The 24399-nt window shown below is 31.0% G+C and carries 24 protein-coding genes, 1 pseudogene and 1 riboswitch; of the genes and pseudogenes, 17 read left to right on the top strand and 8 right to left on the bottom strand.

What is annotated here, in order from left to right; all coding sequences use genetic code 11:
- Window positions 1-35: 35 nt before the first annotated feature.
- From groES to L8V88_RS02175, 3 genes are all read left to right on the top strand, one after another.
- Entirely contained in the window at window positions 36-296 is a 261-nt protein-coding gene (gene groES, locus L8V88_RS02185; RefSeq protein ID WP_263708095.1) for a co-chaperone GroES, read from the top strand.
- A gap of 13 nt (window positions 297-309) precedes the next feature.
- A complete protein-coding gene (gene groL, locus L8V88_RS02180; protein WP_257403999.1) occupies window positions 310-1947 on the top strand; it encodes a chaperonin GroEL in 1638 nt (545 codons plus the stop codon).
- A gap of 128 nt (window positions 1948-2075) precedes the next feature.
- Window positions 2076-2645 (top strand): NUDIX domain-containing protein, encoded by a 570-nt coding sequence (locus L8V88_RS02175; RefSeq protein ID WP_263674675.1) that lies wholly within the window; start codon window positions 2076-2078, stop codon window positions 2643-2645.
- 10 nt (window positions 2646-2655) lie between these two features.
- Here the strand turns inward: L8V88_RS02175 and L8V88_RS07980 are convergent, their stop codons facing one another.
- The 5 genes and pseudogenes from L8V88_RS07980 to rpmB form a co-directional block, all read right to left on the bottom strand.
- Entirely contained in the window at window positions 2656-3036 is a 381-nt protein-coding gene (locus L8V88_RS07980; RefSeq protein ID WP_412175396.1) for a CZB domain-containing protein, read from the bottom strand.
- A 66-nt stretch (window positions 3037-3102) separates the two neighbouring features.
- A pseudogene (locus L8V88_RS07975) lies at window positions 3103-3390 on the bottom strand (methyl-accepting chemotaxis protein); the annotation flags it as partial.
- 429 nt (window positions 3391-3819) lie between these two features.
- A complete protein-coding gene (locus L8V88_RS02165) occupies window positions 3820-4035 on the bottom strand; it encodes a YdcH family protein (protein ID WP_012661736.1) in 216 nt (71 codons plus the stop codon).
- 47 nt (window positions 4036-4082) lie between these two features.
- Window positions 4083-5210, bottom strand: coding sequence for a potassium channel family protein (locus L8V88_RS02160; protein WP_263723602.1), 1128 nt, complete (start codon window positions 5208-5210; stop codon window positions 4083-4085).
- Between the two features lie 25 nt (window positions 5211-5235).
- Window positions 5236-5430, bottom strand: a complete 195-nt coding sequence (gene rpmB / locus L8V88_RS02155) for a 50S ribosomal protein L28 (protein ID WP_012661734.1) — start codon at window positions 5428-5430, stop codon at window positions 5236-5238.
- A 145-nt stretch (window positions 5431-5575) separates the two neighbouring features.
- Between rpmB and rpe the strand changes: the two genes are divergently transcribed.
- The 3 genes from rpe (at window position 5576) to thiC (ending at window position 8464) form a co-directional block, all read left to right on the top strand.
- On the top strand, window positions 5576-6223 hold the full coding sequence (gene rpe / locus L8V88_RS02150) for a ribulose-phosphate 3-epimerase (protein WP_263726580.1): 648 nt from the start codon (window positions 5576-5578) through the stop codon (window positions 6221-6223).
- The gene (locus L8V88_RS02145; protein ID WP_263726578.1) at window positions 6220-6984 is read left to right on the top strand and encodes a 3'-5' exonuclease; all 765 of its coding nucleotides are present in this window, start codon (window positions 6220-6222) and stop codon (window positions 6982-6984) included. The genes rpe and L8V88_RS02145 overlap by 4 nt, the downstream gene beginning before the upstream one ends.
- 32 nt (window positions 6985-7016) lie before the next feature.
- Window positions 7017-7121: riboswitch (TPP riboswitch) on the top strand.
- Window positions 7122-7165: 44 nt separating this feature from the next.
- Entirely contained in the window at window positions 7166-8464 is a 1299-nt protein-coding gene (thiC, locus tag L8V88_RS02140) for a phosphomethylpyrimidine synthase ThiC (protein ID WP_258107586.1), read from the top strand.
- A 27-nt stretch (window positions 8465-8491) separates the two neighbouring features.
- On the opposite strand, the gene L8V88_RS02135 is transcribed toward thiC, so the two are convergent.
- Window positions 8492-10309, bottom strand: a complete 1818-nt coding sequence (locus tag L8V88_RS02135) for an ammonia-forming cytochrome c nitrite reductase subunit c552 (RefSeq protein ID WP_258107585.1) — start codon at window positions 10307-10309, stop codon at window positions 8492-8494.
- A 16-nt stretch (window positions 10310-10325) separates the two neighbouring features.
- On the bottom strand, window positions 10326-10820 hold the full coding sequence (gene nrfH / locus L8V88_RS02130; RefSeq protein ID WP_039618639.1) for a cytochrome c nitrite reductase small subunit: 495 nt from the start codon (window positions 10818-10820) through the stop codon (window positions 10326-10328).
- Window positions 10821-11047: 227 nt separating this feature from the next.
- Between nrfH and L8V88_RS02125 the strand changes: the two genes are divergently transcribed.
- Window positions 11048-13141 carry an RNA degradosome polyphosphate kinase gene (locus L8V88_RS02125; RefSeq protein ID WP_263726577.1) on the top strand — a complete coding sequence of 698 codons (2094 nt, stop codon included), beginning with the start codon at window positions 11048-11050 and terminating at the stop codon, window positions 13139-13141.
- 20 nt (window positions 13142-13161) lie between these two features.
- Here L8V88_RS02125 and rpoD read toward each other — a convergent pair whose 3' ends face one another.
- Complete coding sequence (rpoD, locus tag L8V88_RS02120; protein ID WP_263677227.1) at window positions 13162-15039, bottom strand: RNA polymerase sigma factor RpoD; 1878 nt, start codon at window positions 15037-15039, stop codon at window positions 13162-13164.
- Between the two features lie 134 nt (window positions 15040-15173).
- Between rpoD and L8V88_RS02115 the strand changes: the two genes are divergently transcribed.
- The 10 genes from L8V88_RS02115 (at window position 15174) to L8V88_RS02070 (ending at window position 24386) form a co-directional block, all read left to right on the top strand.
- Window positions 15174-15986 carry a flagellar hook-basal body protein gene (locus L8V88_RS02115; protein WP_039618632.1) on the top strand — a complete coding sequence of 271 codons (813 nt, stop codon included), beginning with the start codon at window positions 15174-15176 and terminating at the stop codon, window positions 15984-15986.
- Window positions 15987-16003: 17 nt separating this feature from the next.
- On the top strand, window positions 16004-16798 hold the full coding sequence (gene flgG, locus L8V88_RS02110) for a flagellar basal-body rod protein FlgG (protein ID WP_039626513.1): 795 nt from the start codon (window positions 16004-16006) through the stop codon (window positions 16796-16798).
- A 167-nt stretch (window positions 16799-16965) separates the two neighbouring features.
- Complete coding sequence (gene napA / locus L8V88_RS02105; RefSeq protein ID WP_263726575.1) at window positions 16966-19740, top strand: periplasmic nitrate reductase subunit alpha; 2775 nt, start codon at window positions 16966-16968, stop codon at window positions 19738-19740.
- Between the two features lie 2 nt (window positions 19741-19742).
- Entirely contained in the window at window positions 19743-20492 is a 750-nt protein-coding gene (gene napG, locus L8V88_RS02100) for a ferredoxin-type protein NapG (RefSeq protein ID WP_263726573.1), read from the top strand.
- Entirely contained in the window at window positions 20489-21280 is a 792-nt protein-coding gene (gene napH, locus L8V88_RS02095) for a quinol dehydrogenase ferredoxin subunit NapH (protein WP_263726572.1), read from the top strand. The genes napG and napH overlap by 4 nt, the downstream gene beginning before the upstream one ends.
- Window positions 21270-21788, top strand: coding sequence for a nitrate reductase cytochrome c-type subunit (locus L8V88_RS02090; protein ID WP_263726570.1), 519 nt, complete (start codon window positions 21270-21272; stop codon window positions 21786-21788). The genes napH and L8V88_RS02090 overlap by 11 nt, the downstream gene beginning before the upstream one ends.
- A gap of 4 nt (window positions 21789-21792) precedes the next feature.
- Window positions 21793-22719: a WD40 repeat domain-containing protein gene (locus L8V88_RS02085; RefSeq protein ID WP_263726568.1), complete on the top strand. Its 927-nt coding sequence runs from the start codon at window positions 21793-21795 to the stop codon at window positions 22717-22719.
- Window positions 22706-23041 (top strand): chaperone NapD, encoded by a 336-nt coding sequence (locus tag L8V88_RS02080; RefSeq protein ID WP_039641788.1) that lies wholly within the window; start codon window positions 22706-22708, stop codon window positions 23039-23041. Before L8V88_RS02085 ends, L8V88_RS02080 begins: the two co-directional genes overlap by 14 nt.
- 2 nt (window positions 23042-23043) lie before the next feature.
- On the top strand, window positions 23044-23211 hold the full coding sequence (locus L8V88_RS02075) for a hypothetical protein (RefSeq protein ID WP_263674658.1): 168 nt from the start codon (window positions 23044-23046) through the stop codon (window positions 23209-23211).
- 2 nt (window positions 23212-23213) lie between these two features.
- Window positions 23214-24386: an MFS transporter gene (locus tag L8V88_RS02070; RefSeq protein WP_263726566.1), complete on the top strand. Its 1173-nt coding sequence runs from the start codon at window positions 23214-23216 to the stop codon at window positions 24384-24386.
- The last annotated feature ends 13 nt before the right edge of the window (window positions 24387-24399 follow it).

Genomic DNA, 24399 nt, shown 5'->3' with positions numbered 1-24399 from the left:
GTGCTAAAAAAGGCACATTTTAGAAAGGATAAAAAATGAATTTTCAACCTCTAGGAAAGCGCATTTTAGTAAAACGCTTAGAAGAAATGAAAACTACTGCTTCTGGGATTATTATACCAGATAATGCTAAAGAAAAGCCATTAAATGGTGAAGTTGTTGCAGTGAGTAAAGAAATAGAAGATATTAAAGTAAATGATAAAGTAATGTTTGCAAAATACGGCGGAACTGAAATAAAACTTGATAATGAAGAATATTTAGTTCTTAATATTGATGATGTTTTAGGGATTATTAAATAAAAAAGGATAAAAAATGGCAAAAGAAATATTTTTTTCAGACGAAGCAAGAAATAAACTTTATGAAGGTGTTAAAAAACTTAATGATGCAGTAAAAGTTACTATGGGACCACGTGGTCGTAATGTATTAATCCAAAAAAGTTTTGGCGCTCCAACTATCACAAAAGATGGTGTGAGTGTGGCTAAAGAAGTGGAATTAAAAGATTCTTTAGAAAATATGGGTGCTTCTTTAGTTAGGGAAGTAGCTAGTAAAACAGCTGATCAAGCAGGCGATGGAACAACAACAGCAACAGTTTTAGCGCATGCTATTTTTAAAGAAGGTTTGAGAAATATTACAGCAGGTGCGAATCCTATTGAAGTTAAAAGAGGTATGGATAAAGCTTGCGAAGCTATAGTAGCTGAACTTAAAAAACTTTCTCGTGAAGTTAAAGATAAAAAAGAAATAGCTCAAGTTGCGACAATTTCTGCAAATTCAGATGAGAAAATCGGAAATTTAATCGCTGATGCTATGGAAAAAGTTGGAAAAGATGGTGTTATCACTGTTGAAGAAGCAAAATCAATCAATGATGAATTAAATGTAGTTGAAGGTATGCAATTTGATAGAGGCTATTTAAGCCCATATTTCATTACAAATACTGAAAAAATGACAACTGAATTGCAAAATCCATTTATTTTGTTATTTGATAAAAAAATTGCCAACTTAAAAGATTTATTACCAATTTTAGAGCAAATTCAAAAAACAGGAAAACCACTTTTAATTATAGCTGAAGATATTGAAGGTGAAGCTTTGGCAACTTTAGTTGTAAATAAATTAAGAGGTGTTTTAAATATTTCAGCAGTTAAAGCTCCTGGATTTGGTGATAGAAGAAAAGCTATGCTTGAAGATATTGCTATTTTAACAGGTGGTGAAGTGATTTCTGAAGAGCTTGGAAGAACTTTAGAAAGTGCTAGTATCCAAGATTTAGGTCAAGCTTCAAGCGTGATTATTGACAAAGATAATACAACTATTGTAAATGGTGCAGGTGAAAAAGCAAATATTGATGCAAGAATTAATCAAATCAAAGCTCAAATTGCTGAAACAAGCTCAGATTATGATAGAGAAAAACTACAAGAAAGACTAGCTAAGTTAAGCGGTGGTGTAGCGGTGATTAAAGTTGGTGCTGCAACTGAAACTGAAATGAAAGAGAAAAAAGATAGAGTTGATGATGCATTAAGTGCCACAAAAGCTGCTGTTGAAGAAGGTATAGTAATAGGCGGTGGTGCTGCATTAATCAAAGCAAAATCAAAAATCAGCTTGAATTTGCAAGGTGATGAGGCTATTGGTGCTGCTATTGTAGAAAGAGCTTTAAGAGCACCTTTAAGACAAATTGCTGAAAATGCTGGATTTGATGCTGGTGTAGTTGTAAATACAGTAGAAAATAGTAAAGAAGAAAATACCGGTTTTGATGCTGCAAAAGGCGAATATGTAAATATGCTTGAAAGCGGTATTATTGATCCTGTTAAAGTAGAAAGAGTAGCTTTACTTAATGCAGTTTCAGTAGCTAGTATGCTTTTAACAACTGAAGCTACAATTAGTGAAATCAAAGAAGATAAACCTGCTATGCCTGATATGAGTGGCATGGGCGGTATGGGAGGCATGGGCGGTATGATGTAATAACCGCCTTTATATTTTTTAGCTTTCTTTATAGAGTTGCTTTTTGTAGCAACTCTTTTAAATTCTTTTATATTTTTCCATACTCATTTTATTTTGTTATAATAGATGTAAAATTATAAGGATTTTACATGAAAAATTTACAAGAAGAGCAATTTTCCAACTCAAAATACATTAAACCTAAAAGATACACTTATATAGGCAAAGATGATAAAAAATATACTTGGGATTTTATAGAAGCATTAGATAGTGTTTCTGTTTTTTTATATCATACTCAAAAAGATTCTTTTGTTTTTGTAAAGCAATTTAGAATTCCTTTATGGGATTATCAAAAACGTAATAATTTGTATTTAGATGAGATAGGATTTAGTATAGAACTTTGTTCAGGGCTTGTTGATAAAGATTTGAGTTTGGAAGAAATAGCTAAAGAAGAATGTATAGAAGAATTGGGTTATGCTCCTAAGGTTGTAGAAAAAATAGGGGAATTTTATACAGGTTTTGGTTCAGGTGTTAGTAGACAGTTTTTATTCTATGCTGAAATTAATGAAGATAATAAAATTGGCCATGGTGGTGGAATTGAGGGAGAAGATATCCAAGCAGTATGGATAAAAAGAAAAGACTTTGAAAAATTTTCCAAAGAAAATCCTATCAAAACTCCTTTACTTGAATATGCTTATTTATGGTTTAAAGGTAAGAATTAATCTTACCTTTTTATTTTTTTTCTTCCTTGTTTTCAATGTTTGGATCTTTTTCATCAAGCATTTCTTTAAAGATGTTAAATAAATCTTCTGAGGCTTTTTCAGCATTAGAACATTTGTCTAAAATTTGATTTTGTACTAGTTTGTTGCTTGTATCTTCATCATGAGCTAAAGCAACAGCTTGGTTGATATTTTCATGCACTTTTTGGTGTGGTAAATTTAACTTACCAAAAGCTCTTCCGCTAGAAAATCTTTCTTTACCAACTCCTGCGATCCATTTTGCAAGTCTACAGCTTAAATGATCAGATAGTGCTTTACCAGAAGCATGAATGATTTCATTATAGCCATTGAGTTTAAAAGCAACGTGATCTAGTTTAGCTAAAGAAACAAAAATTTCAGAAGCAATACGTTTAGCGTGCGAGCTAGTTGAGTTTGCATTTGAAATAAGTTGAGTAAATTTGCTAGAAAATTGTACTATGTGTTCGTTTGATTCTAATGACACTTTTTCTACTTGTTCGCTTTGTCCATACATTTCATCTGCATTTTGTTTGAGTAGATTAATGTTTAATTCTACTTCTGATGTTGCTTTTTGTGTTTTTTCAGCAAGTTTTCTAACTTCATCAGCAACAACAGCAAAACCTCTACCATGCTCTCCTGCGCGCGCAGCTTCTATAGCGGCATTTAGTGCTAATAGGTTGGTTTGATCAGATACATCTTTGATTAAGTTAATAACATTAGTGATCTCATCAACACTGCGGTGTAAGTTACCTGCTGTATCTCTTGAACGATTAGCCGATTCAATAATGCTTTGAAGTGAGGATATAATTGAATGTGTGATAGAATTTAATTCTTGCATATCTTCCAAAGAAGAATCAGAGTACTGAGAAATCATTTCTGCTTTATTGACATTTTCTTGCATATCACTTTGAACATTTGAAATGCCTTTTAAAACTCCAGCTAGTAGCATTTCTAAAAGATGAGTTTCAAGCTCAGTTTTACCGCAATTTCCTTGAAGTTGTTTTTCATAATTCTCAATTAATTCTTGCTTTTCCAAAAGAAGTTTTTTGTTTTCTTCTTCTAATTCTTTGATTTTATTTTGTAATTCTTCAAAGTCTTGTTTTGATTGACTTTTTTTTCCAAACATGTTTTATCCTTAAAGTAAAAATTTCACAGAGAATTATTTTTTATAATTTGATAAGTAAGTATTTAACTCATCCTTTAATCTCAATTTTTCTTTTTTTAGATTAGCTATTTCTAAGCTATCTAAGTGAATTCTGCCTTCTTCTGCGTCTTTGATTTTATGGTCAAGTTCGTTATGCTCTTCAAATAGTTTATCAAAGTGCATATCTTTGCCTTTTAACTCAGTGATTAAATCTCTAAATTCGTGTAGCATATAAGCCTCCTTTTTAAAATTAATGTTTGATTATAACTTAAAATAAGTTAAATATATTTTAACTCATCAGGTTTTTGTTTATTTTTGATAATCTTTTTGGCTATTTTTATACTATCTGCTGTACCTACGATTAATAATTTTGCCCCAGTACCTATTAAAGTGTCACCTCTTGGCATGGGTGTGAATTTTTTATTTTCTAAAATTCCTACTATACTTACATTTGCCATATCTCTTAAATGAATTTCTTTTAATCTTTTAAATCTTACCCATGATTCATCAGGAATTTTAACCTCTTCTAAATCAATAGGGCTATTTTTTTTATAAAGATAATTTTCTAATAAATTTTCCATATCCGGTCTTGCTGACATCGCGCTAAGTCTTTGTGCAACTAATTTTGTAGCAGAAACTATTGAATTTGCTCCAAGTTTTTTGAGTTTTTCTGTTTCATCTTCATTACTTGAGCTAGCTAGTATAAAATAAGGATTGATTCTTTGTAATTCTTTTTCAAATAATCTTACTGAGGCAATGATAGCAATATTATCTGCTATGTTATTACTAAGAGTAATTACGCCTTTTGCGCTAGAAAGATTGGTTTTTAAAAAGGCTGTATTAGTATGAGGTGCGCTTTCTATATAATAAGGATAATTATATTTTTCAGCAATCTCATTAAAATTTTCAACTTCATCAACTACAACAAAAGGAATATGATTTTCTCTAAATTGCTGTGCTAATTCTATGGTAAAATCATTATGGTAACATATTACAAAATGATTTTTTAATCTTGCAACTTTATGAAGCATTCTTCTTTCCTTGATGATCTTAGACAAAACACCTTTTTTGACTATTTCTATTACCAAACCCATACAAAAAGTAAATATTGTAAAAGTTAATAATACATATACAACGGTAAAAATTCTACCTGCTGTTGGTATAGGATTAACTTCAGTATAACCTAAAGTGGTAAAAGTCATACCAGCTTGATAAATAGCATCGTTAAGGTTGTAATTACTTGTAAGCATATAACCAAAAGCCCCAATTAGCGTCATCATTACAACAGCAATAAGAGGAATTCTTAAAAATCTAAGTTGCTCATAAAGCTCGTCATTGAGATTAATTGAAGGTTTTGGAGAAGGAGACCAGTTGAGGAATTTCTGTAGCTTTTTCAAAAAAGACATAACAATTCCTCGTTTACATTAAGGATTATTTACTACTTTGCTTTTTAAGTGTTCTTAAAGTTGAAGCAGCTACTCTAACTTTTCTAGTAGTTCCATCTTCTAAAGTGATGCGAACTGTTCTTAAATTTGGCAAAAAGCGTCTTTTAGTTTTATTGTTAGCATGGCTAACATTGTTACCTACCATAGGTCCTTTTCCTGTAATTTGGCAAATTCTTGACATAAATTTTTCCTTATGAAATAAAAATAATTTTTAGCATTATATCTAAAGCAAGCTTAAAAAAATCAAATATTATCAAAAATACATAAAGAAAATTTGATAATAAGTATGATAAAATTATTTTTTACTTTGTATTTGGAGATATAAAATGTATGTAGCACCAAGTTTATTGTCTGCAAATTTTTTAAATTTAGAAAATGAGATTAAAGAAGTATCTAAAGCAGGGGCTGATTTGTTACACATTGATGTAATGGATGGGCATTTTGTGCCAAATCTTACTTTTGGTCCTTGTGTAGTTGAAAATATTTCAAAAATTACTTCAGTGCCTTTAGACGTGCATTTAATGGTGCATAATGTTAGTAGTTTTGTGGATTTATTTATTCCGGTAAAACCAAAATTCATTAGTTTTCATTTAGAGGCTGAAAATCATCCTATTAGAGTGTGTGAGTATATAAGAAAAAATGGCATTCATCCTGCTATTGTTTTAAATCCACATACCCCAGTTTCAAGTATAGAATATATTTTAGAATTTGTAGATATGGTGCTTTTAATGAGTGTTAATCCAGGCTTTGGTGGGCAAAGTTTTTTACCTTTAGTGTATGATAAAATTCGACAGTTAAGAGAAATGATAGATAGAAAAAATCTTAAAGTTTTTATAGAAGTAGATGGTGGGGTAAATGGCTTAAACGCGCCTGATTTAGATGAAGCAGGAGCTGATATTTTAGTCGCAGGTAGTTATATCTTTTCCTCGCAAGATAAAAAAACAGCAATCAATTCTTTAAAGCTTGAATTTTGAGCCAACAACAAATCGATGAGTTAATCATCAAGCTAAGCAAAGAAAACAAGCCCTTTCCTTGGGTCTTAAAAGAGCTTGCAAAAATAGAAGAATTAAACCACTATGATTTTGATTTATATATTTTTGAGCTTTTAGGGCTAGGGGTAGAGCTTAATGCACAAAATTGCTTGTGCTTAAAAAGTAAAAATACAAAAATAAAAGATGAGATTTTTTGTGTTGTAGATATTGAAAGCACCGGTGGGATAAAAAGTGGTCAAATTTTAGAAATAGGTGCGGTGAAAATTCAAAATTATAAAGAAATTGATAGATTTGAGAGTTTTATAAAAGTAGAAAGCATACCTGAAAATATTACAGAATTAACCGGGATTAGTTTGGATATGGTAAAAAATGCTCCTTCTTTAAAAACTGTGTTAAGTGATTTTAAGTTGTTTTTAAAAGATAGCATTTTTGTGGCACACAATGTGCGTTTTGATTATCATTTTATATCTAAAGCTATGTATGAAAATGATTTTGGAGTACTTTTAAATAGAAGATTATGTACTATTGATTTAGCTAAAAAATGCATTGAAAGTCCCAAATACGGCCTTGATGCGCTAAAAGAGTTTTTGTGTATCGAAAGTAAGCATCATAGAGCCTTAAGTGATGCTTTGGCTGCAAGTGAAATTTTAAAATACTGTCTTAAAAAAATTCCTTTTTATATAAAAACTACCGAAGAATTGTTACATTTTAGCAAGCAAGCTAAAAATCAAATAAAAAAATAAACTTTGTTTTGTATTTATTGCTATACTTGCTTTGCATAAATGACGGGAGCTTGTGATACAGGCTGAGAGTAAGCTAAAAGCTTAGACCGCACCAGAACTAGGTAATGCTAGCGTTGGGATAATTTATCAACTACTCACATACCCTTCATTTATCCAAATTTTATTTTAAGGATAAATTTAAATGAAAACTCAAATGTCTTATGCAAAAGAAGGAATTTTCACAAAACAAATGCAAATTGTTGCGCAAAAAGAGCAAGTAAGTGAAGATTTTTTGCTTGAAAATATAGCATGTGGAAAAATTATCATTCCTGCAAATATCAACCATAAAGCACTAGACCCAAATGGTATTGGCTATGGACTTAAAACAAAAGTAAATGTAAATTTAGGTGTTTCAAATGATTGTGTAGATTATAGTGAAGAAATGAAAAAGGTAGAATTGGCTCATAAATTTAATATAGAAGCTATTATGGATCTTAGTAATTATGGTAAAACTAGTCGTTTTAGAGATGAGCTAATTGCTACTTCAAAAGCTATGATAGGCACTGTACCTGTTTATGATGCGGTAGGTTTTTTGGAAAAAGATTTAAAAGATATTAAGGCAAAAGATTTTTTAGATGTAGTATATCATCATGCTAAAAGTGGAGTGGATTTTATGACAATTCATGCAGGGATAAATTCTCGTGCTGCTAGGGTTTTTAAAGAGTGTGATAGGATTACTAATATAGTTTCAAGAGGAGGATCAGTTCTTTATGCTTGGATGCAAATGAATGATGCTGAAAATCCATTCTATGAATATTATGATGATTTGCTTGCTATATGCAAGGAATTTGATGTGACACTTTCTTTGGGCGATGCGCTAAGACCTGGTTGCACTCATGATGCAAGTGATGGAGCTCAAATTGCTGAGCTTATTGAACTTTCGTTATTAACTAAAAGAGCATGGGCTCAAGATGTGCAAGTGATGATAGAAGGACCTGGCCATATGGCTATTAACGAAATAGAAGCTAATATGCAACTTGAAAAAAGAATTTGCAATGGAGCTCCATTTTATGTTTTAGGACCATTGGTTACTGATATAGGTGCAGGATATGATCATATAAGTGGAGCAATCGGTGGGGCTGTGGCAGCCGCAGCTGGTGCTGATATACTTTGCTATGTAACCCCTGCTGAACATTTAAGACTTCCAAATTTAGAAGATGTAAGAGATGGTATAGTAGCGACTAAAATAGCAGCTCATGCAGGAGATATAGCTAAACTTCCTAAAGAAAGAAAAATAGATGATGAAATGAGTAAAGCTAGACAAGATATTGATTGGGAAAAAATGTTTAAATTAGCAATTGATGGAGAAAAGGCTAAAAAAATGTTTAATGAAAGAAAGCCTGAAGAACTTAATTCTTGTTCAATGTGTGGAAAAATGTGTGCTATGAACACTATGAATAAAATTTTAAAAGGCGAGGATGTAAGTTTGATAAAAGAATAAACCCTCGATTATGAGGGTTTATTTTGATTAATCTATCACTTTATAATTATAAGGTTTTAGATTTTTATCATCTTCAAGAAGTTTTGCTGGTGGATTACCATTTACTTCTTGATGTTTATAGTAGCGATCACCTGCTTTGTTGCCGTTTAAATCTACTTTATAGTGAATTTCACCTGGATTTAATTTTTGAATATCTTCAAAACCTAAATTTGAAGTTTTGAAATCTTTAATACCATTTTTGGCTGCAATTTCTACTAGTTTAGTTTGTCCTTGTCTTGACATATCAACTGATTGTAAAAGCATTCTTGAAGCTTCTCTAGGATTATGGAAACCTGTTGAGTTTTCAGCACCTACAAAGTCTGCTCTTACTTGAGATTTTCTATGTAGTTCTAATACTTCTTTTAATTCAGCTGAAATTTTAGCATCATCTGCTTTGCCATCAGTTTGGAATTTAGGCATTTTTCCAAGCTCTGCGCGAATAGTTTCTACATCTTTAATCAAGCTTACTAAAGAATATTCAGCTGTTCTTAAATCATGAGCTACTGAATTTTGTATATCTTTTACTTGTTTAGCTAGATAGCTTTCGCTTTGAGTGTGACAAGTTTTACAAGCTGAGTTGATATCAACTAAAGGCGAAGTGATGTTATGGTTGGTAACTTTTTTTGCACCTTTTCTAATGTAAGGCATATGGCAATCTGCACAACTTACACCATTTGCAGCATGTACACCGCCACTATAAAGTTCGCTTTCTGGGTGTTGAATTTTTAGCATAGGTGCTTTAGTGATTTTATGAACCCAATCACTTGGGAAATTTTCTCTATTTTTTTCATAATAATCATCAAACATTTCTATTCTAAATGGCTCACCTTTTTTCCACTCACTCCAAGGAAATGCTAGTTCTATACCATCAACTTCGATTTCAATTGGTTTATTTCCATCTCTCCAAGAATCAAACTCATCATAAGTTTTTTGAGTACCATTCCACCATTTTTTAGAGCTATCATTAGCTATGCTTTCTCCGATAGTTTTTACTTTGGTACCTGTTGGTTTGAAGTAGTATTCAACGTGACATTGAGAGCATACTAAGGTTCTCATTTCGCTTCTTGAAGCTTTAATGCCTTGTTTTTCATCTGCTTCATAACCTCTTGAAATTAATGCTTTGATTAAAGCTGGTCTTGTAAGTCTTAAACTCATGTCTGTTGGATTATGACAGTCTGCACATGTTACACCCATTCTTTTTCCACCATGAGGTCCACTGTGCTCAGGTGAGTTTTCTTTAGCTCCATTTACTGCAGGAACTGTTTTAATCATAGTCCAATATTTTGCAGAGTTAAATGCTACCCAATCACCTTTTGCAGTGTTGTTTAAAAGCCAAGGGGTCCATCCGCTATGACAATTCATACAAGCTGTTGGTTGGCCACCAAATCCTGCAAAACCGTGTGCGTTCAAGAAATCTTTATTGTTTCTAGCTGTATCCATTTGATCTACTTGAACCCAAAAGTGACCTCTTTCTTCATTAGCGTCAATACTAAATGGATAACCTGCCCAAAGAACAGTTAATTGTGGATAGCGAATTAGTTTTGAATAAGCTAAGTTCCCGCCAAATTCTGTTGCATTAGGTGCTTGTTTTTCCACTGTTGTGTGCATATCTAAATAATCAGGAAAATTCTTTCCCCAATAATCAAAAGTAGGATTTTCATCACCGAGTTTTACAATTTCTTGAGAGATGATTCCACCTACTGAATCGTTTGTTTTGGCTGTGATATCTTGATTTAACCACAATACGCCCGCAATAGCTACTATAGTAGCACTAATAGCACTATATAAAATGCCTTTGTTATTCATTAAATACTCCTTTCATTTAAAATCCTCTCTTATGGCCAACACCTTGATGACAAGATACACAACTTAAAGCATTATCTTTATGTGGATCTAGAGTAGGGTTGATAGTGTTACTCGCAATTTCTTTGTGACATTCTATACAGTTATTTTGGACTATTTCTTTACTTTTTGCATTTGCACTCAAATGCGTAGGCAAAGAATCAAGTTTGAAAGTAAATGCATAAGCATGTCCTAAGCCACTTTGAGCTTTAGCAATCCATTTTTCAAAAAAGCTATGTGGTAAATGGCAATCATTACAGGTTGCTCTTGGCTTACCATCAACTTCTTTAGAGTGTGAAGCTTTCAAATAATCATTATAAACTTCGTTCATAATGTGACAATTATTACAGCTTTCACTAGCATCGCTAAAATAAGAAGTGCCTTTGGCATTATGGAAAGTATACATTCCCACGCCTGCTAAAATTACAAGTAAGAAGAGGAAAACAGCAAAAAGTTTTGAGTTTGCTTTTTTCAAAGTCTCTCCTTTGAATGAAGTTTAAGTTACAAGAACTTAAGTGCAATTATATTACACTATAAAACTTAAAAAGTAAATATAAGTTTATTAATCATTTATTATTTTTTTAATAAGAGAAAAAAAGTATTATTTTTTTATATAATTTTATTTACTATTATAAAAATAAAATAAATTTTAATGAAAGAAATACTAAAATATTAAATACTAGAAAATAAGGTAGGTGTATTATGCAAATTCAACCATCAATGTATATCAATAGAGAACTTTCTTGGCTTGCATTTAATTCTCGTGTTTTGGATCAATGCTCTAAAGATCTTCCCTTGCTCGAAAAACTTAAATTTATTGCTATATATTGTACAAATTTAGATGAGTTTTATATGATAAGAGTAGCAGGATTAAAACAGCTTTTTGTAGCAGGAATAAGTACAGCAAGTAATGATGAAATGACACCACTTGCGCAACTTAAAGCCATTAGAAATTATTTACATGAAGAAAAATATGTAGTAGAGCAGTATTTTACTAAAATAACTCAAGATTTAGAAAAAGAAAATTTATTTATTCGCTCTTACGAAGAGCTTGATGAGGATTTAAAGCAGCAATGTAATGAGCATTTTTTTTCTAATATTTTTCCTGTGATAGTACCTATTGCAGTTGATGCAACCCATCCTTTTCCGCATTTAAACAATCTTTCATTTTCTTTAGCAGTAAAGCTTTGTGATCCTATGCATCCTGAGCTTTTAAAATTTGGCATGATACGCATACCTAGGGTTTTACCAAGATTTTACCAAGTAAGTTCGAATATTTATGTGCCTATAGAAAGTATAGTGCGTCACCATACTGAGCATATTTTTCCTGGCTATAAGCTTTTATCATCTGCTGCTTTTAGAGTAACCAGAAATGCAGATATGGAGATAGAAGAAGAAGAGGCTGATGATTTTATGTTGATTTTAGAGCAGGGTCTAAAGCTTCGTAGAAAAGGTGCTTTTATACGCTTGCAAATAGAAAAAGGCGCAGATGAGCAGTTGATTGAGTTTTTAAGTTCTCATATGAATATTTTTCATAAAGATATTTACGAATACAGCATACTTTTAAATTTACCATCACTGTGGCAAATTATTTCTAATAAAGAATTTACACACTTGCTAAACCCTGTATATACACCAAAAATTTTACCACCTTTTGGAGATAATGTATCTATTTTTAGCGCAATTGATAAACAAGATATTTTGGCTATACAGCCTTATGAGAGTTTTGAACCTGTGTATCAATTTATCAAAGAAGCAAGTAAAGACCCTAAGGTTGTTTCTATAAGAATGACTCTTTATAGGGTTGAAAAAAATTCAAACATAGTCCAAGCTTTAATTGACGCAGCAAGCGATGGTAAACAAGTGACTGTAATGGTAGAGTTAAAGGCGCGTTTTGATGAGGAAAATAACTTACACTGGGCAAAATCATTAGAAAATGCAGGAGCTCATGTAATATATGGCATTACGGGTTTTAAAGTACATGCAAAAGTGGCTCAAGTGATTAGAAAAGAAGGGGAAAAATTAAAAATTTATAATCATCTAAGTACGGGTAATTATAATGCAAGTTCGGCTAAAATTTATACTGATGTAAGTTATTTTACTTCAAAAGAAGAATACTCTCAAGATACCACAACCTTTTTTCATATACTTTCAGGATATAGTAAAAGCCGTCGCTTAAAGACTTTATCAATGAGTCCAAAGCAAATCAAAGAAAGAATTTTAGATATGATAACTACTGAAGCAAATCATGGAAAAGATGGAGTAATCATAGCTAAAATGAATGCTTTGGTAGATGGTGATGTGATTAAAGCTTTATATGATGCTTCAAATAAGGGTGTTAAAATAGATCTTATTGTGCGTGGAATTTGTTGTTTAAGACCTGGGGTAAAAGGATATAGTGAAAATATAAAGGTTAGAAGTATAGTAGGAAAATATTTAGAGCATGCTAGAATTTTATATTTTAAGCACACTGAGCCAAATTATTTTATTTCAAGTGCTGATTGGATGCCAAGAAATTTAGAAAGAAGACTAGAATTAATGACTCCTATTTTTGATGAGCATTCGCGTGCAAAACTAGCTCAAATTTTAAAATTACAATTAAGCGATAATGATTTGGCTTATGAGTTAGATAGCGAAGGAAGATATCGCAAGGTTGCTTTAAATGAAGCAGAAAAAGTTAATAATTCTCAGCAAATCTTAGAAGAATACATTGGTAGAATTTTTAATACCTTAAAAAAAGATACTGATCATAGTAGAGCAGCGCATTTAGCAACGAAGCTTTTTAGAGATAGCTAATCCTTGCTTTTTAGCAAGGATTATTTCCAACCTTCTATATAATTTTTAAGTTTTCTACCAACTTTTGGATGTTTGAGTTTTTTTATAGCTGAGCTTTCTATTTGTCTTACTCTTTCTCTTGTGACATTTAATTCTTTACCGATTTCTTCTAAGGTTCTATCACTTTCATCATCCATTAAACCAAAACGCATTCTAATAACAGCTTTTTCTCTATCATTAAGCTGATCTAAAACTTCATCAATTTGTTCTTTTAAATCATCTTTTAAGATATGATCCATAGGTGAAATTGAAGTTCTATCTTCTACAAAATCTCCAAATTTACCATCATCTTCATTGCTAATAGGCGCTTCTAGAGAGATTGGTTCTTTAGTGATTTTAATCACTTGTTTTACTTTATCTACGCTAAGTCCTACTTCTTTAGCAATAATACTTACATCCGGTTCTTTACCTTCTTTTTGTAAATACTCGCGAATGATTTTATTGATTTGATTAATAGTTTCTATCATATGAATAGGAATTCTAATCGTTCTTGCTTGATCAGCAATAGCCCTTGAAATGGCTTGTCTAATCCACCAAGTTGCATAGGTTGAAAATTTATAACCGCGTTTATATTCAAATTTATCTACCGCTTTCATTAAGCCTATATTGCCCTCTTGGATTAAATCTAAAAATGGTAACCCACGGTTAGTATATCTTTTGGCAATGCTTACAACCAAGCGTAAATTTGATTTTGCCATTCTAGTTTTAGCTTCATCTGAGATTTTTTTACCGCGTTTGATTTGCTCTAGAATTTCTTTTAGTTGATCTTTTTCTAAATCAAAAGAATTTTGACTAGCTTCTTTAGTTTGAATGAGTTTTTTTATCTCCATATAAGTGCTTACCATGGTAGTTTCTAGTGCGCGTTCAGCGATTTCTTCTTTGCTAAGTTTGGTAATATCTTTTAAGATATCTTGGTGTCTTTGTTTTAATTCTTCTGAAAACATTGGCAAACGATATTCTAAGCGTTTTAATTCTTTGTCAAATTCCTCATCGCTTTTTAAAGCTGTTTCCATGGATTTTACGATTTCAGAGATAAGTTTTGAAGTTGGACCTAGATCCATTAGTTTTTCTTTTAATATATTTTTCTTAAAAGCAATAATTAATTTATCTAATAATTCATCATCGTTTTTTTCTGCATTAATAGTAGATATGGTTTTTAACCATTCTTTTTTTGCTTTTTCTAAAGCTTTAAAACTTTCTATAACTTTTAAGGTTCTTTCGTCTTCTTTTTTACTTGTTTTTTTAGGTTTTTTTTCGCTTGAGCTTTCATTTTCCTCGTTTTCATTTTCCTCTTCAGAGTCTATTTCGTCATCGCTTTTATCATCATCGCTTTTATCGTCATCTTCAAAGCTTTTAAAAAGCTCTTTTACTCTTCTTTCTCTATTGATTAAAGGTTCTTTATAATCAAGTATAAAATCAATCAAATAAGGCACAGAACAAAAAGCATCGATGATAATGTCTTCGCCTAGTTCAATTTTTTTAGAAATTTCAACTTCCTCATCTTTGTTTAAAAGAGCAATTTGCCCCATTTCTCTTAAATACATTCTAACAGGTGAGTCTGATCTGCTCCATTCTAATAAATCATTTTCATTGGCTAAATCAAATTCATTTTCTAAACTTGTATCTTGTAATTTTTGTTTTTCTTCTTGTAATTTTTTTGCTTCTTCTAAATTTCTTTTTTTAGCAATTTCAGCTGAAGAGATTAATTCTACTTTGTATTTATCCATTAAATCACGGATTTTTTTTGCACTTGTTGCATTTGGAAGCTTTGCAAAATACTTGACAAGTTTTTCATATGTGATATAATCTTTAGAATTTTCTTTGAAAAGTTCTTCTAAAACATTGGTTTCATTAGCCATGGATACCCCTTGTATTTAAGTAATGAGTGTAAAACCAAATATTATGCCTAAAGATTAATTAAAAACAAATAAAAACATTTTGGAACAGCTTTTGCTTTGTTAGTGAAAAATTAAGATTTTAGTTAGGAAAAACAATGCAAAATGGGTATTATCAAGCCACTGGTGCTATGGTTACGCAGTTTAATCGCTTAGATGTTGTAACTAATAACCTAGCAAATGTAAATACAAGTGGCTATAAAAGAGATAATGTTGTTATTGCAGATTTTAAAAGGATTTTTAAAGAAACTCAAGATGAGTTGCCTATACAAAATCACACAAGAGATGCTGCAAGATTTGTAAATACAACTATAGATAGAGTTCCACAAGTTAATCACGTCTATACAAATTTTAGCGTAGGTTCTATGAAAATGACGCATAATCCTTTGGATTTAGCTCTTACTCGTGAAGATACTTTTTACTTAATTAAAACAAATAATGGCGAAGTAAGATTAAGCCAAGATGGAAATTTCCAGCTTGATGATGAGGGCTATTTGGTAAATCGTCAAGGGTATAGAGTTTTAAGCAGTGATTATTTTAACAATCCTGAAAATGATGGCATACGCATAGGAGATTCTACTTCTTTTATTAATGTGGATAAAAACGGAATCATTAGTGCGTCTAATCAAGATATAGCAAGATTATTCGTCGCACAAGTTGATGATTTGAGAGATTTACAAAAAGATGGCGATAATATGTATAAAATCGATAATTTAAACAAAATTAGAGATTTGCCAAATTCAAACGCCATTAAGCAAGGTTTTACTCAAGGATCAAATGTTAATCCAGTTACAGAAATGGTAGGATTAATCGAAGCAAATAGAATGGTTGAGATGTATCAAAAAGTTATGACATCTCATATGGATGATTTAAATCAAGAAGCTATTAATAAATTAGCAAGTACTAAATAAAACTAAGGATAGATAAAATGTTAAGATCATTATACACAGCAGCATCAGGGATGGTATCACAACAAACACAAATTGATGTAACTTCAAATAATATTTCAAATGTTAATACAGTAGGTTATAAAAAATCGCGTGCAGAATTTGCAGATTTAATGTATCAAACGATGAAATACGCAGGTACTTCAACTTCAAGCACTACAAAACACCCAAGTGGTATAGAAGTGGGTCTTGGCTCAAGAGTGACAGCTGTGAGTAAAATTTTTAGTGAAGGTAGTTTAAAGCAAACTTCAACTTCAGGTCTTGATATGGCAATTGCTGGTAATAATGGCTTTTTTCAAATTCAAATGCCTGATGGAACTATAGCTTATACTAGAAATGGTCAATTTACTAAAGATGCTGAAGGAAATATAGTAAATTCAGATGGTTATAGACTTTTGCCGGAAATGACTATACCTGAAGATGCTACAGCTATTAACGTAGCAAGTGATGGAACAGTTTCTGTTATGCAGCCAGGAAATACAGCTGAAACTCAAATAGGTCAAATTGAACTTGTAAATTTTATTAATCCTGCAGGTTTACATGCTTTAGGGGATAATCTTTTAGTAGAAACTGATGCAAGTGGAGCGCCTATTGCAGGTATAGCCGGTGAGAATGGATTTTCTGTAATCAAACACGGCTTTGTAGAGCTAAGTAATGTTCAGCTTGTAGAAGAAATGACAGATCTTATTACAGGGCAAAGAGCTTATGAGGCAGGCTCAAAGGCAATCACTACAAGTGATGATATGCTTGGAATTGTAAATCAATTAAAACGCTAGAATTAACTAGCGTTTTATAATATGCAAAAAATATTAAAAAATACCAAAAAACTCCTATTTATAAATACTTATAAAATATTCTTTTTTATAATTTAAATTTACCATAAATGTAGTAATATTTTGAAGATGTATTAAAATGCATTGAATAAACAATAACGAGGGATATAATGAACAGAAGAGACTTCATTAAAAATACCGCTATTGCTAGTGCTTGTGGTGTTGCAGGTCTTAGTGTTCCAAGTAGTGTGCTTGCAAATACTGAGAATAAATGGCGTTGGGATAAGGCTGTTTGTAGATTTTGTGGTACAGGCTGTGGAATTTTAGTTGCAAGTTTAGATGGTAAAATTGTTGCTGTAAAAGGAGACCCAGCAGCTCCGGTAAATCGTGGGTTAAATTGTATTAAAGGTTATTTTAATGCAAAAATTATGTATGGAGAAGATCGCTTAGTAACACCTTTACTTCGTGTAAATGCAAAAGGTGAGTTTGATAAAAAAGGAAAATTTCAACAAGTTTCTTGGCAAAGAGCTTTTGATGAAATGGAAAAACAATTCAAAAAAGCTTACAAAGAAAAAGGTGCTGAGGGAATTGGAATTTTTGCAAGTGGTCAATATACTATACAAGAAGGATATGCTGCTGCAAAATTAGTAAAAGCTGGTTTTAGATCAAACAATATAGATCCAAATGCACGTCATTGTATGGCTAGTGCTGTTGTTGGTTTTATGCAAACTTTTGGGGTTGATGAGCCTTCTGGTTGTTATGATGATATAGAACTTACTGATACTATCATTACTTGGGGTGCAAATATGGCAGAAATGCATCCGATTTTATGGTCAAGGGTAAGTGATAGAAAATTAAGCAATTTAGATAAAGTTAAAATCGTAAATTTATCTACTTTTTCTAATAGAACCTCTCATATAGCAGATACTGAAATTATTTTCAAGCCAAATACTGATTTAGCTATTTGGAATTATATAGCAAGGGAAATTGTTTATAATCATCCTGAAGCTATGGATAAAGAATTTATTGAAAAACATTGTATTTTTACAACAGGTTATGCTGATATTGGTTATGGAATGAGAAATAATCCAAACCATCCTAAATTTAAAGCGAGTGAAAAAGATACCGTAGCAAAACAAAATGCTATTATTGTAGACGAAGAAGAAGCAGTATCTTTGGCTTATTTAGGGGTAAAAGCAGGCGATAAATTTGAAATGAAACACCAAAGTGCTCCTGATGCGCATTGGGAAATTTCATTTGAAGATTTCAAAAAAGCTTTAGAGCCTTATACGCTTGATTATGTTGCTAAAGTTGCTAAGGGCAATGAAGATGAAAGTATAGAAGAATTTAAGAAAAAACTTCAAGAATTAGCAAATTTATATATAGAAAAAAATAGAAAAGTTGTAAGTTTTTGGACCATGGGCTTTAATCAACACACAAGAGGTACTTGGGTAAATGAGCAAGCTTATATGGTGCATTTTTTACTTGGTAAACAAGCTAAACCAGGTAATGGTGCGTTTTCATTGACAGGGCAACCAAGTGCTTGTGGAACTGCAAGAGAAGTAGGGACTTTTTCACATCGTTTACCTGCTGATATGGTGGTTGCAAATCCTAAACACAGAGAAATTAGTGAAAAAATTTGGAAAGTTCCTGCAAAAACAATCAATCCTAAACCAGGTGCTCCATACTTAAAAATCATGAGGGATTTAGAAGATGGAAATATCAAATTTGCTTGGGTGCAAGTAAATAATCCTTGGCAAAACACTGCTAATGCAAATCACTGGATAGCAGCGGCTAGAGAAATGGATAATTTTATCGTTGTGAGTGATTGTTATCCAGGAATTAGTGCTAAAGTAGCAGATTTAATTTTACCAAGTGCTATGATTTATGAAAAATGGGGTGCTTATGGTAATGCTGAAAGAAGAACTCAACACTGGAAGCAACAAGTCTTGCCTGTAGGTGAAGCTATGAGTGATACTTGGCAAATCATGGAATTTGCAAAACGCTTTAAATTAAAAGAAGTTTGGGGTGAAACTAAGGTAAATGATAAACTTACTCTGCCAAGTGTTTTAGAAGAAGCTAAAGCTATGGGTTATAGTGAAGATGATACTTTATATGATGTATTATTTGCTAATAAAGAAGCAAAATCTTTCAAAGCTAAAGATAATATCGCAAAAGGATTTGATAATTCTGAAGTATTTGGTGATGAGAGAAAAGTTATAGGTAGTGATGGTAAAGAATTTAATGGATATGGATTTTTTATACAAAAATATCTATGGGAAGAATACCGCAAATTTGGCTTAGGTCATGGACATGATCTAGCTGATTTTGATACTTATCATAAAGTAAGAGGTTTAAGATGGCCTGTAGTAAATGGTAAAGAAACTCAATGGAGATTTAATACTAAATTTGATTATTATGCTAAAAAAGCTGCTCCAAATTCAGACTTTGCATTTTATGGTGATTTTGCTAAAGAATTACCAAAAGGAGATTTACTAGCTCCACAAACTAAAGAAAAATATAGCTTAAAAAACAAAGTAAAAATTTTCTTTAGACCATTTATGAAAGCACCTGAAAGACCAAGTAAAGAATATCCATTCTGGTTATGTACTGGTAGGGTTTTAGAGCATTGGCATAGTGGAACTATGACTATGAGGGTTCCTGAGCTTTTCCGTGCAGTACCTGAAGCACTTTGTTATATGAATGAAGATGATGCTAAGGCTATGAAAATTAATCAAGGTGATATCATATGGGTAGAATCACGCCGTGGCAAAGTAAAAGCTAGAGTAGATTTTCGTGGTAGAAATAAACCTTCTAAAGGGCTTGTGTATGTGCCTTGGTTTGATGAGAATGTGTATATAAATAAAGTTACACTAGATGCAACTTGTCCATTGTCTAATCAAACAGATTTCAAAAAATGTGCCGTAAAAATTACTAAAGCATAAAAATGAAAAATAGAAGAGAATTTTTAGCCTTTACCTTTAAGCTTTTATGTATAGGAAGCGGAAGTGCATTTTTGGCAAGTTTAGCATTTAGCTCAAATCAGGAGTATTTTTTAAGACCTCCTGGAGCAGATGATGAAAAAGAGTTTTTGTCAAAATGTATACGATGTGGACTTTGTGTAAAAGCTTGTCCTTATGATGTTTTAAAACTAGCAAATTTAGAAAATAGTGCTAAAAATGGCACACCTTTTTTTGTAGCAAGAGAAAATCCTTGTAGATTGTGCGAGGATATACCTTGTATAAGAGATTGTCCTACAAATGCGCTAGATCATAAATATCTAGAGCAAAATAATGGAATTTATAAAACAAAAATGGGTATAGCTATAATTGATAGTGCAAGTTGTGTTGCTTATTGGGGAATTCAATGTGATGCTTGCTATAGAGCTTGTCCTTTAATAGATAAAGCATTAAAACTTGAAACAAAACGCAATGAAAGAACCGCAAAGCATGCATTTTTACTACCTGTGGTAGATCATGAAGTGTGTGTTGGATGTGGGATTTGTGAAAAAGCTTGTATAACACAAAAAGCAGCTATTAGAGTTTTACCTAGAGAATTTGTTTTAGGAAAAGCTGGGGATAATTATATCAAAGGTTGGGATGAAAAAGATGAAAAACGCTTACAAGATGTAAATACGGATAAAAATTTCAATAAAAATAAAGCTAAAGATTATCTTAATGATGGAGAATTGCTATGAAATATCTTATTTTAAGAAGAATAGTGCAATTGTCTATTTTAACTTTTTTTTCTTTTGGTGTATTTAATTTTATATTAAAAGGAAATTTAAGCTCTTCGGTTTTATTTTCTTCGGTGCCACTAAGCGATCCTTTTGCATTTATTCAACTTGCTTTAGCAAGTTTGCAAGTAGATTTAATGGCTTTAAGCGGTGCTTTAATAGTATTTTTATTTTATGCTATTTTTGCTGGAAGAGCTTTTTGTGCTTGGGTTTGTCCTGTGAATATCATTACCGATTTTGCTTATTTTATTAGAAATAAATTAGGCTTTAATCAAGCAAGAGTTTTTAATGTAAATAAAAATTTACGTTATTATGTTTTAGCTTTTGTTTTGATTTTTTCTTTTCTTTTTTCTTTTCCTGTTTTTGAGGAATTTTCTTATATAGGAATAATCCAAAGAGGGATTATTTTTGGCGGTGTTTCTTGGCTTTTTGTAGCTTTGATTGTTTTTTGTATAGATACATTTTTTAGTCCAAGATTTACTTGTTCGCATTTTTGTCCTTTAGGGGCTTTTTGGGCTTTAAGTTCGCATTTTTCATTACTAAAAGTAAGATATAACTTGCAAAAATGCACTAAATGTTACAAATGCCTTGGAGTATGTCCTGAAAAGCAAGTGCTTTGGATGATAGGTAAAGAAAATCAAGATGTAAAATCGGGTGAATGTATAAGATGTGGAAAATGTATTGATGTTTGCGGTGATGATGCTTTAGGTTTTAGTATAATAAATTTAAGGAGAGAAAATGAAAAATAAAATCTTTTTATCCTTAGCAGCAGCTGTTTTAATAAGTGCTTGTGGGCTTGCTGTTAAAAGTGTTGATTCAAAAGATATAGGTTTAAGAAAAACAAGTTTAGAAAGTGAAAATGTAGAGTTATTAGATGCTAAATACTCTCAATCTTTAGCTGGTGAATCTGTTTTGATTGAGAGGTCGTTTGAAAATGCTCCACCATTGATTCCACATACTTTAGAGGATATGCTTCCAATTACCAAAGATAATAATATTTGCTTAAGTTGCCATGATAAAGCAGTAGCAAAAGATTTAGCTGCAACAGCACTTCCAAGTAGTCATTATTTTGATTTAAGAAAAAATAAATCTACTAAAGATATGGTAAGTGATGCAAGATTTAATTGTACGCAGTGCCATGTACCACAAAGCGATGCTAAACCTTTAGTGGGGAATAGCTTTGAAGCTAAATTTAAAAGCGAGGAATCAAAGAAAAAATCTAATTTCTTAGATGTTTTAAATGAAGGTGTAAAATAAAATTATGAAAAAAATATTTTTAATCTTGTTAGTGAGTATTTATGCATTTAGCTATGAGCTTAAACTTGATTCAAATTTGAATGCTTTGAAACTTGTCGATGATAGTTTGTTTATAGGGCTTGATAATGGAGAAATAAATCAATACTTCATTAAAGATAAAAAAATGCAAAAAATCACTCAGCTAGATAAGATTAAAAATTTTTATGAAGAAAATCTTAGCCCTAGAATTTATAGTATTGATTACTTAAATGGGGCTATTTTGATTTTAAGTGAAGGCGATTTTGGAAGTAAAAAATTACATGTTTATAAAAATAAACAACTTTTAAGCTATGATTTAGCTAATGATGGAGTAAAAAAGGCTTTGTTTTTAGATGATAATACTATTTTATTAGCCTTGCTAGGTTCTAATATAGAACTTTTTGATCTAAAAACAAAAAGTGTTGTAAAAAATTTTACTTTTTCTAGTTCAAGCTTAAGTGATGTGGTTTTAAATGAAACAAAAACTCAATTAGCGGCAGGTTTTGAAAGTGGCGAAATAATACTTTTTGATGTGAAAAGATGGCAAAAAATAAAAAGTTATAAGAGTATTCATAAGGATAATGTTTATCAACTTGATTTTAAAAACACAATTATTGCAAGTTGTAGCACTGATAGAAAATTAGGTATAGTGCAAAATGATCAAGAAAAAAATATAGAAAGAGATTTTTTGATTTATACTTGTGCTTTAAATAAAGATGGTTCAATAGCAGTTTTTGGAGATAATGAAAAAAATATCATAGAACTTATAGATACTAAAAATTTAAAAACAATAAAAAAATTCCAAAATAAAGATTTTTTGCTAGAATATCTTATATTTTTAAACGAGCATGAGTTTATTAGTGCAGGTTATGAAAACAAAATTATATTTTGGAGTATAGATGAATCTTTCTAGTGTGTTGATTTTAACTAAAGAAGAAAAATTAGAAAAACTTAAAAAGCAAATTCAGCAAACACCTTGTTGTAGTGTGGAATTAGCTCAGGATGAAAAAATTATAGTAGTAATAGAAAGTGAAAATTTAGATGATGAGTTAAAAGCATATAAACAATTAGAACAGCTTGATGGGGTAGTGAGTATTAATATGGTTTTTTCTTATCAGGATTTAGATGAAGAAAGAGAAAAAATTTTAAAAGCAAATTTTGAGGCAAATGCTTTTGATGAGAATTTAAAAAAAGATAATATAGAATATTATGGCAATGTCTTTAGGAAATATTGATTATGGTTTTTTTAATACCTTTAATAGTAATCATATCTTCTATTTTTATCATTGATCATTTTTATTTTTCTAAAGAAAATGAAATAATAAAAGAGCAAAAACAAATAGAACAAAAAGATATTAAGCAAGATAAACAAAAATATCTTGAAAATATATTAAATCAAAAATAATCATGCATACGCAAATTTCATATAAAAAATTCTTTTGGATTAATATTTTAGTTGTAATTACCCTTGCTTTAAATTTAAGAGCACCTATAACCTCTATAGGTCCTATGATAGAATACATTCAAGAATACTATAAGATAAATTCAGCCCTAGCAGGTATGCTAACAACCTTACCTTTGATAGCTTTTGGTCTTATATCTTTTTTTGTAGCATATTTTTCACAAATTAAAGCTTTGTTTTTTGCTTTGTGTTTAATTGTTTTTGGAGAGCTTATTAGAAGTTATGGAGGTAATATAGGTTTATTTTCTGGGGTTTTTTTAATTGGAGCAGGCATTGCAATAGCTAATGTTTTATTACCTTCTTTTATAAAAGAAAAATTTGCAAAAAATGCTTATAAAATAATGGGTTTATATGGATCAATTATAGGTTTATCTTCAATTGCTGGAGTAGCTTTATCACTTCCTTTGCTTAAAATTTTTGAAGTACCTCAAGCTATGTTTTTTTGGGTTGTTTTAGCTTTGATTGCTTTGATTTTTTATTTTCCACATTTGAAAAATAAAAGATTATTGCGTCCTAAAAAGAAAAGTATCAATAAAATAAATCTTTTTTTAAATTTAACAGCTTGGAAAGTTACCATTGTAATGGGACTGCAAAGTTTTTTATCTTACAGTCTTTTTGCTTGGCTTAGTGTGATGATAAGTGAAAAAGGTTTTGGAATTGATTTTGGTTCTAATGTTTTGTTACTTTCTCAAATCATAGGCATGCCCGTAGCATTTTTATTGCCTATTGTTTTAGGAAAACTAAGAGCTCATGCTAAGAGTTTTGTTATTATAATATTAGGTTTTTTATATGTTTTAAGTTTTATTTTGGTGTTTTTTTGTGATGTAAAGTTAGTGTTGTTGTTAGCAGCTATTTTTTTAGGTTTTGCATCTAGTGGGGTTTTTACAATTTCATTATTGTTTATTGCTATAAAAAGTTCAAATTCTTTTATAGCAGCCAAACTTTCTGCTATGTCACAAGGTATAGGATATTTAATAGCAGCTCAAGCACCTTGGATTATAGGTATGCTTCATGATAGCTTTGGAAATTTTACTTTAGGTTTTATTATGCTTATTATAGTAGCTATAATACTTAATATTTTTGTATTTTTAGCATATAAAGCTCCTGTGATTAAGTAAAAATTAAAATAAA

This window comes from Campylobacter sp. IFREMER_LSEM_CL2101 (assembly GCF_025771825.1).
Taxonomy (GTDB): Bacteria; Campylobacterota; Campylobacteria; order Campylobacterales; family Campylobacteraceae; genus Campylobacter_D; species Campylobacter_D lari_C.
The sequence above is the reverse complement of the archived record's forward strand: the minus strand, read 5'-3'. Positions and strand labels throughout refer to the sequence as shown.